The sequence below is a fragment of the Pelagibacterium sp. H642 genome (assembly GCF_031202855.1).
Taxonomy (GTDB): Bacteria; Pseudomonadota; Alphaproteobacteria; order Rhizobiales; family Devosiaceae; genus Pelagibacterium.
On the sequence record NZ_CP101829.1, the window covers coordinates 2,156,501 to 2,162,500 of the forward strand.

The window sequence follows — 6,000 nt, forward strand, 5'->3', positions numbered from 1 at the left end:
GGCGCTCTTGACAGAAGAATGGGGCGGGACAATTGTTGCCGCATAATTGCAGGTGAGGGCATATGTCTGAAAAGATCAAAAAGTTTTCAGGAGAACTTGATGAATTGATCAAACAGGGAGAAATGCTGTTACTGTCTATGCAACACGAGTGCGTTCCAACAGAATTTGAAAAAGTTTATGCTAGATCGTTCAATGGTGATAAAGAAAAGCTAAGTTCTTTCATAGAGAAGCTTCCGGATTTTAAGCGCGGATACCAAGCTTGGTATTCCAAGGCTCAGGCTGTGATAAAGCAGGTAATGCCCAACAGGTTATTGGATTTTATGTCTTATTTCGATGTTCCTAAGGGACGAAAGGAAATCACGTTTCAAAATTATATGATCCGAGATTATCTCCAGGGGCTAATAATAACACGTGGATGGGAGAAGGAGGTCATTGTGGATGGCGCTGCAGCCATTCCTGAATTCAATCAGCAACTTGACATGGTGAAGGCTGCTAAAGCTACGCTTGAATCCACTTTAATGGATCTTAAAGCAGTGTTGCAGGCGGATTTGTTTGATACCGAGATCGATACTGCTGGAGCCTTGGCTAAAGCCGGTTATTTTAGGGCCGCCGGCGCGATTTGTGGTGTAGTGCTTGAAAAGCACCTTCTGCAGGTTTGTGCAGTTCACGGCGTCACAATTCGTAAGAAGAATCCCGGAATTTCTGAATTGAGTCAGGTACTAAGAGACGCCGACATAACCACCATTCCACAGTGGCGATTCATTCAGCACCTCGCTGACATCCGAAATATTTGTGATCATGCTAAGGGACGCGAACCAACGAAAGAGGAAATTGACGATTTGGTATCGGGGGCAAAAAAGGTGCTCAAGACCATCTTCTGACTGGATGTGTCTGTCCAGCGACCATCCCCACTATGTCACCCCGGGCTTGTCCCGGGGCAAGGTACCCCCGCCGCTCTCGGTCCCTGCACCCTCATCGGCAAAACACCCCAACCGAACAAGCCCCACGCTCCACCCATCACGGCCGCAGCCTGGGAAACAAATCCACCCAGTTTGGATTTTCCCGCTCGATCATCGTCACCTTGTCCCGCCGCGACCAGCGCTTGATCCGCTTTTCCCGCAGGATAGCCATCGCGACGTCGGTGTGGACCTCGTAATAGACGAGCCGATCTATGCGGTTCTCTCTCGTGTAGGTTCCGCCCTTGCCTGCCTTGTGCTCGGGAATCCGGCGGAAGAGATTGTTGATGACGCCGACATAGACCTTACGCCCGATTCCGCTGGCGAGAATGTAGACGAAGTATTGCTTCTCATCGATTATGGCGATGCCCCCGGCTGGAAGCTAGTTCGGAGCGTGTCGCCGATCAAGGCAGTGCGGTAGGCGCGCGACACGGAAGGAACCGATAACGGCGCGCGTACTTTGCCCCGGGACGAGCCCGGGGTGACACGGTGGGGGTGAGGCAGGGCACTGCACCGTCTCCAACCCTCACCACGCTCCACCGCCGAAGTCTCCAGCAGCCCAACTGCTTATCCCCATCATCACCCCACCCCCCAACCGTCATCCCGGCCTTGAGCCGGGATCCAGTACACTCAGCGCCTGAGCCCCAGCCGCAACGTTCCCCAAGAGCCCTCCTCCCCTTGAGGGAGTCTTCGAGCCGTCCCTTGGCCAATGGTGCCGGTGGCACGATTGGAGGTGAGAAGGCATGAGAGCGGAGCCTGCCCCTCGCGAAGGCGGGGGCTCGAATGGCAGGCCGGAGGGCGGATGAGGGGGTGCTGAGCTTGCGTCATGGCAAGAGCCGAAAACGGCGCGCATACCTTGCCGCGGGTCAAGCCCGGGGTGACACGGTGGGGTGAGGCAGGGCACTGCACCGTCTCCAACCCTCACCACGCTCCACCGCCGAAGTCTCCAGCAACCCAACTGCTTATCCCCATCATCACACTACCCCCTAACCGTCATCCCGGCCTTGAGCCGGGATCCAGTACACTCAGCGCCTGAGCCCTAGCCACAACGCTCCCCAAGTGCCCCTTCGCCCCTGGTGAGAAGGCCATGAGAGCGGAGCCTGCCCCCGCGAAGGCGAGGCTCGAATGGCAGGCCTCGAAGGGGCGGATGAGGGTGTGCCGAGCTTCACCCATCACCACGGTGCCCGTTGATATGCCAGCCCCCCTCATCCGACCGCTTCGCGGCCACCTTCTCCCACCAGGGGAGAAGGGTAAGAGGGACAAACACTAACACCGTGCTTGTTATCCCCAGCGCTCCCCCAAGAGCCCCCTTCTCCCCTGGTGGGAGAAGGGCCGGGGATGAGGGGGGCGCTGAGCTTCCACAGACACCGGCGCCAAAAAAACTTATCCCCGCCCTCTGCGCTTGCCCCATACTCCCCCTCACGACCCGCGCATATGGACGCAAGCGCTACGAACGTTTGGGCGGGATCGGTTCGGGTCCGTTGGGAGTCGTCCCAGCGGAGGCCCAAAGCGGACAGATGGCCGGATGTGGATAAAAGGTGTGAGCGGACCACCAATCCAATCACTCCCACGTCGCACCGGGGAAACCCGGAGGGGCAGCGAGGCAAACGGGAGACCGGGCGCTTCAACAACCCCCAGCCCGAGAACGCCGCCATAAGCCCAAAATCCCGGACGCATGGGGCGATGGAAGCTTCATACTAACAAATACAGCACGAGGCGTTCATCGCCCCATGCCGTCTATTGAAATCGCGATGACCCGAAGGCACCGCCGGAGGGCGGTTTGGTGTGCCTGGGCGCGAAGGGTCGGCTTTAGCTCTAAACAAGAAAGGCCGCAGCTTGCGCCGCAGCCTTCCAATGCAATCACGTTTAGATCTTACGAGCGGTGATAATCGATGCTCGAGCAGAAGATCGCAGCCTGGCAGCCGGTGATCTTGATGGTGTCGGGTCCGGTCATTTCGACAGTCGCGGTGGCGTTGCCGCCGTTGAGCGCGATCGAGCCTTCCCACTTGTTGGGACCGACCATGTTGCCCCGAACGACCTCGGTGCCGACATATTGCAGGTTCTCTTCGGTCCGGGAATCGCCCTGGATGTCGTTGAGAGTGCCGCAAAGCTGGGTGCCGTCGCCGCACAACTGGAAAGTAAAGCTCGTGCCCCAGCGATCGACCCAGGTCCCGTTGGGGTTCATCTCCTGCCCGAAGGCGGGAGTCACGAGAAAGGCTGCAAGCGTAGCGGCCGCAATAAGGGGTTTCATCATATCTTGCTCCGTTTCGCAGGCACGCATTTGAGTCGTCGTGCTCTGATTTTGTATTCCCGCGTTGGCAAACGCCCAAGCAGGTCAATGGTTGCCGTCTCATGGATGGCGTCGGTATCTCGGGATAGGCTTTTTCCTCTGAACCGAACCTGAATGCAGCACCCGCCCCTTTTGCGGGGTCGATCACCGCAGTTGTATCGGCGTTATGTCTTCCCACATGTAGACAATGGCCAGCGACGCAATTCTAAACCGCCTCACCGGACCGGTCGGCGCCCTGATGCAGCCTCCCGAGGGCATGGCGTTCGACTATGCGGCGCCAGCCGGAGCGCCGGCGCTGGTTTCGCCAGATTCGCTCTCCTGGCGGCTGTTCAAAATCCGGTTTCGCTTTTCGTGGGTGGCGTGGCGGCAGTGATTCTCGAATTGGCCGAACCTTCGGTGCGCTCTGGCGTCTGGGAGCATTCGAGCTTTCGCAAGGATGCCATCACGCGGCTGCGGCGCACGGGCGCGGCGGCAATGATGACGGTTTATGGCCCGCGCGAAGCGGCCGAAAAGATGATCGCCCGCGTGGTGCGCGTCCATGAGCGGGTGGTGGGAGAGACGCCTGCCGGCATTTCCTACCGCGCCAACGATCAGCGTCTGCTCGATTGGGTGCAGGCAACGGCGGGTTTTGGGTTCATCACCGCCTATTCCGCCTTCGTTCGACCATTAACGCCCGCTGAACAATCGATGGCCTTTGCCGAAGGCGCCGGGGCCGCAAGGCTTTATGGCGCTTTGGGCGCGCCCGACTCGCTTAACGCCTGGCATGCAATGCTGGCGCAAACGCTGCCAGACCTCGAGCCTTCGCCAATCGTCTTCGAGTTTCTCGACATCATGAACCGCTCTCCCATCCTGCCGGCGCCGCTGCGCCCCATGCAGCGCCTGATGGTACGCGCTGCGATCGATATCGTACCTGCCGAGGTTCAAAAATGCCTCGAATTGGAGGGCAGGGGACTTTCAGCTCTCGAACTTAGCACGGTGCGCTTCATCGCACGGCTGGCCGATCGCATCCCGATCCTCGACGCTCCACCGGCACAGGCCTCTATCCGCCTGGGCCGTCCGGCCGATTTCCTCTATCGCAAAACCGGTTTTCGCCATTGACAGGCGCCCGGCTCGATGAGAACATAATAGGAACAAGTAGGAGGTAGATATGAGCGCTGTCCCCATCAACTACGTCGAGTTCGTCAGCGACGATTTCGCTGCCAGCCGTAAGTTCTTTGAAGGCGCCTTCGGCTGGCGCTTTACCGAGTACGGACCTGACTATGTCGGCATAGAAGATGCGGGTCTCGATGGCGGCATAGCCAGGGCCGAAGGCGAGCGCCGCGTACCGCTCGTCATCCTCTTTGCCGACGATCTCGATGCCGCCGAAGCCGCAGTGCGCCAGGCCGGAGGAGAGATCACGCGGCCGCAATATGATTTCCCCGGCGGCCGGCGGTTCCATTTCCGCGAACCTGGCGGGAACGAACTGGCGGTCTGGGCCGAACCGAAGGGATAATTACTCGCTCGCTGCGACCGTCACCGGATCGGCCGGCGTCCCGTCCTGGTTGATGAGCGCGCGCACCTGGGCGATGGTTGCCTCGAACTCGCCCTGATACTGCTGGGGCAGGGTGTTGGCACGAGGGAGTTTCACCGCCAGTGGATCGACGGTATTGCCGTTGATCTTGATCTCATAGTGAAGGTGCGGACCTGTCGACTGGCCGGTGGACCCCACATAGCCGATCACCTGCCCCTGGGTTACCCGCGTACCCGGCGTAATCCCATCGGCGATGGCGCTCATGTGGCCGTAGGCGGTGTTGTAGCCATTGGCGTGGCGCAGTTCCACATAACGGCCATAGCCCGAATACCACTGGGCCATTTCGACGATCCCGTCGCCGCCCGCATAGATCGGCGTTCCGGTCCGCGCCGCGAGATCGACGCCGGTATGGAGCCGGTAATCCCCGAAGATCGGGTGGCTGCGATAGCCATAGCGCGAACGCAGCGTCCCGCCGCCTTCGAGCGGCCGGCGCAACAGAAATTGCTTTCCGGTCTCGCCATCGGGATTGTAGAAATCGATGACCCCGTCCTCGGTTTGGAACCTGAACAATTCGCGCACGGTATTGCCCAGGGTCAGGGCCACATAGAGCAACTCCTGCTCGCCGTCCTCGGCGGTTCCCGAAAGCAGGATCTCGATGGAGTCGCCTGGCGACACCCGACGGGTGAGGTCGAGGTCATAGGCAAACATCGCCGCGATCCTGTCGATGGTGGCGTCGTCGAGCTCATGCTTGCGCCCGGTTTCCCAGATCGAACGATAGATGGTGGGCAAATTGCCGAGATTGACCTCTTCGGTGTCCTCCTCGGAAAATTCGATCACCGGCGGCTCCAGTGCCGTCACATAACGCCCCTGGTCGGTCAGCGCGACCGTCACCCGGTGGACGGTGTCGTCATAGATCGAGACGCGGTATGGAATCAGCGTGTCGGTCCCGCGGGAAGGACCAAAGAGAATGCGCAGCCGCGTTCCGGCCGGCAGGTCGGTCTCGGGAAAAAGATTGTGCATCGCACGGGTAACAGCCGTCACCATCTGCGTGGTGAACCCGTTGCGCATGAACGCTTCGGCTAGCGGAGTTTCCTCGCGGATGGTCAAAACGCGCTCGGTGCGCAGATTGCTCATGTCCTCGGCCATACGGGTCTTGGGCATGATCGTCACGTTCTCGGCCACACCGGCCATGGTGCCGGGAGGCGCTTCCAGGCCGAGTTCACGAAGGCTCGCCCCCGGAGCTG

The 6,000-nt window shown here is 59.7% G+C and carries 7 protein-coding genes (1 of these 7 running past the window's edge); 4 read left to right on the forward strand and 3 right to left on the reverse strand.

What is annotated here, in order from left to right; translation table 11 throughout:
• The first annotated feature begins 62 nt into the window (after positions 1-62).
• Positions 63-881, forward strand: coding sequence for a hypothetical protein (locus tag NO934_RS10620; protein ID WP_309159934.1), 819 nt, complete (start codon positions 63-65; stop codon positions 879-881).
• A 136-nt stretch (positions 882-1,017) separates the two neighbouring features.
• On the opposite strand, the gene NO934_RS10625 is transcribed toward NO934_RS10620, so the two are convergent.
• Positions 1,018-1,323 carry a GIY-YIG nuclease family protein gene (locus tag NO934_RS10625; RefSeq protein WP_309163700.1) on the reverse strand — a complete coding sequence of 102 codons (306 nt, stop codon included), beginning with the start codon at positions 1,321-1,323 and terminating at the stop codon, positions 1,018-1,020.
• 1,506 nt (positions 1,324-2,829) lie between these two features.
• Complete coding sequence (locus tag NO934_RS10630; RefSeq protein ID WP_309159935.1) at positions 2,830-3,210, reverse strand: hypothetical protein; 381 nt, start codon at positions 3,208-3,210, stop codon at positions 2,830-2,832.
• A 223-nt stretch (positions 3,211-3,433) separates the two neighbouring features.
• Between NO934_RS10630 and NO934_RS10635 the strand changes: the two genes are divergently transcribed.
• The 3 genes from NO934_RS10635 to NO934_RS10645 are packed head-to-tail and all read left to right on the forward strand — an operon-like array spanning position 3,434 to position 4,738.
• The gene (locus tag NO934_RS10635; RefSeq protein WP_309159936.1) at positions 3,434-3,619 is read left to right on the forward strand and encodes a hypothetical protein; all 186 of its coding nucleotides are present in this window, start codon (positions 3,434-3,436) and stop codon (positions 3,617-3,619) included.
• The gene (locus NO934_RS10640) at positions 3,616-4,344 is read left to right on the forward strand and encodes an oxygenase MpaB family protein (RefSeq protein WP_309159937.1); all 729 of its coding nucleotides are present in this window, start codon (positions 3,616-3,618) and stop codon (positions 4,342-4,344) included. Before NO934_RS10635 ends, NO934_RS10640 begins: the two co-directional genes overlap by 4 nt.
• 49 nt (positions 4,345-4,393) lie before the next feature.
• Positions 4,394-4,738, forward strand: a complete 345-nt coding sequence (locus NO934_RS10645) for a VOC family protein (RefSeq protein WP_309159938.1) — start codon at positions 4,394-4,396, stop codon at positions 4,736-4,738.
• Here NO934_RS10645 and NO934_RS10650 read toward each other — a convergent pair whose 3' ends face one another.
• Positions 4,739-6,000, reverse strand: the 3' portion of a protein-coding gene (locus tag NO934_RS10650) for a M23 family metallopeptidase (RefSeq protein WP_309159939.1). It continues 697 nt past the right edge of the window; only the last 1,262 of its 1,959 coding nucleotides appear in the window; the start codon falls outside the window, past its right edge; the stop codon is at positions 4,739-4,741.

What these genes read in the sequence shown, in the direction of transcription:
- NO934_RS10630 (WP_309159935.1), bottom strand. Translation starts at nt 3,210, where the DNA reads ATGATGAAACCCCTTATTGCGGCCGCTACGCTTGCAGCCTTTCTCGTG.
- NO934_RS10620 (WP_309159934.1), top strand. Translation starts at nt 63, where the DNA reads ATGTCTGAAAAGATCAAAAAGTTTTCAGGAGAACTTGATGAATTGATC.
- NO934_RS10645 (WP_309159938.1), top strand. Translation starts at nt 4,394, where the DNA reads ATGAGCGCTGTCCCCATCAACTACGTCGAGTTCGTCAGCGACGATTTC.
- NO934_RS10635 (WP_309159936.1), top strand. Translation starts at nt 3,434, where the DNA reads ATGGCCAGCGACGCAATTCTAAACCGCCTCACCGGACCGGTCGGCGCC.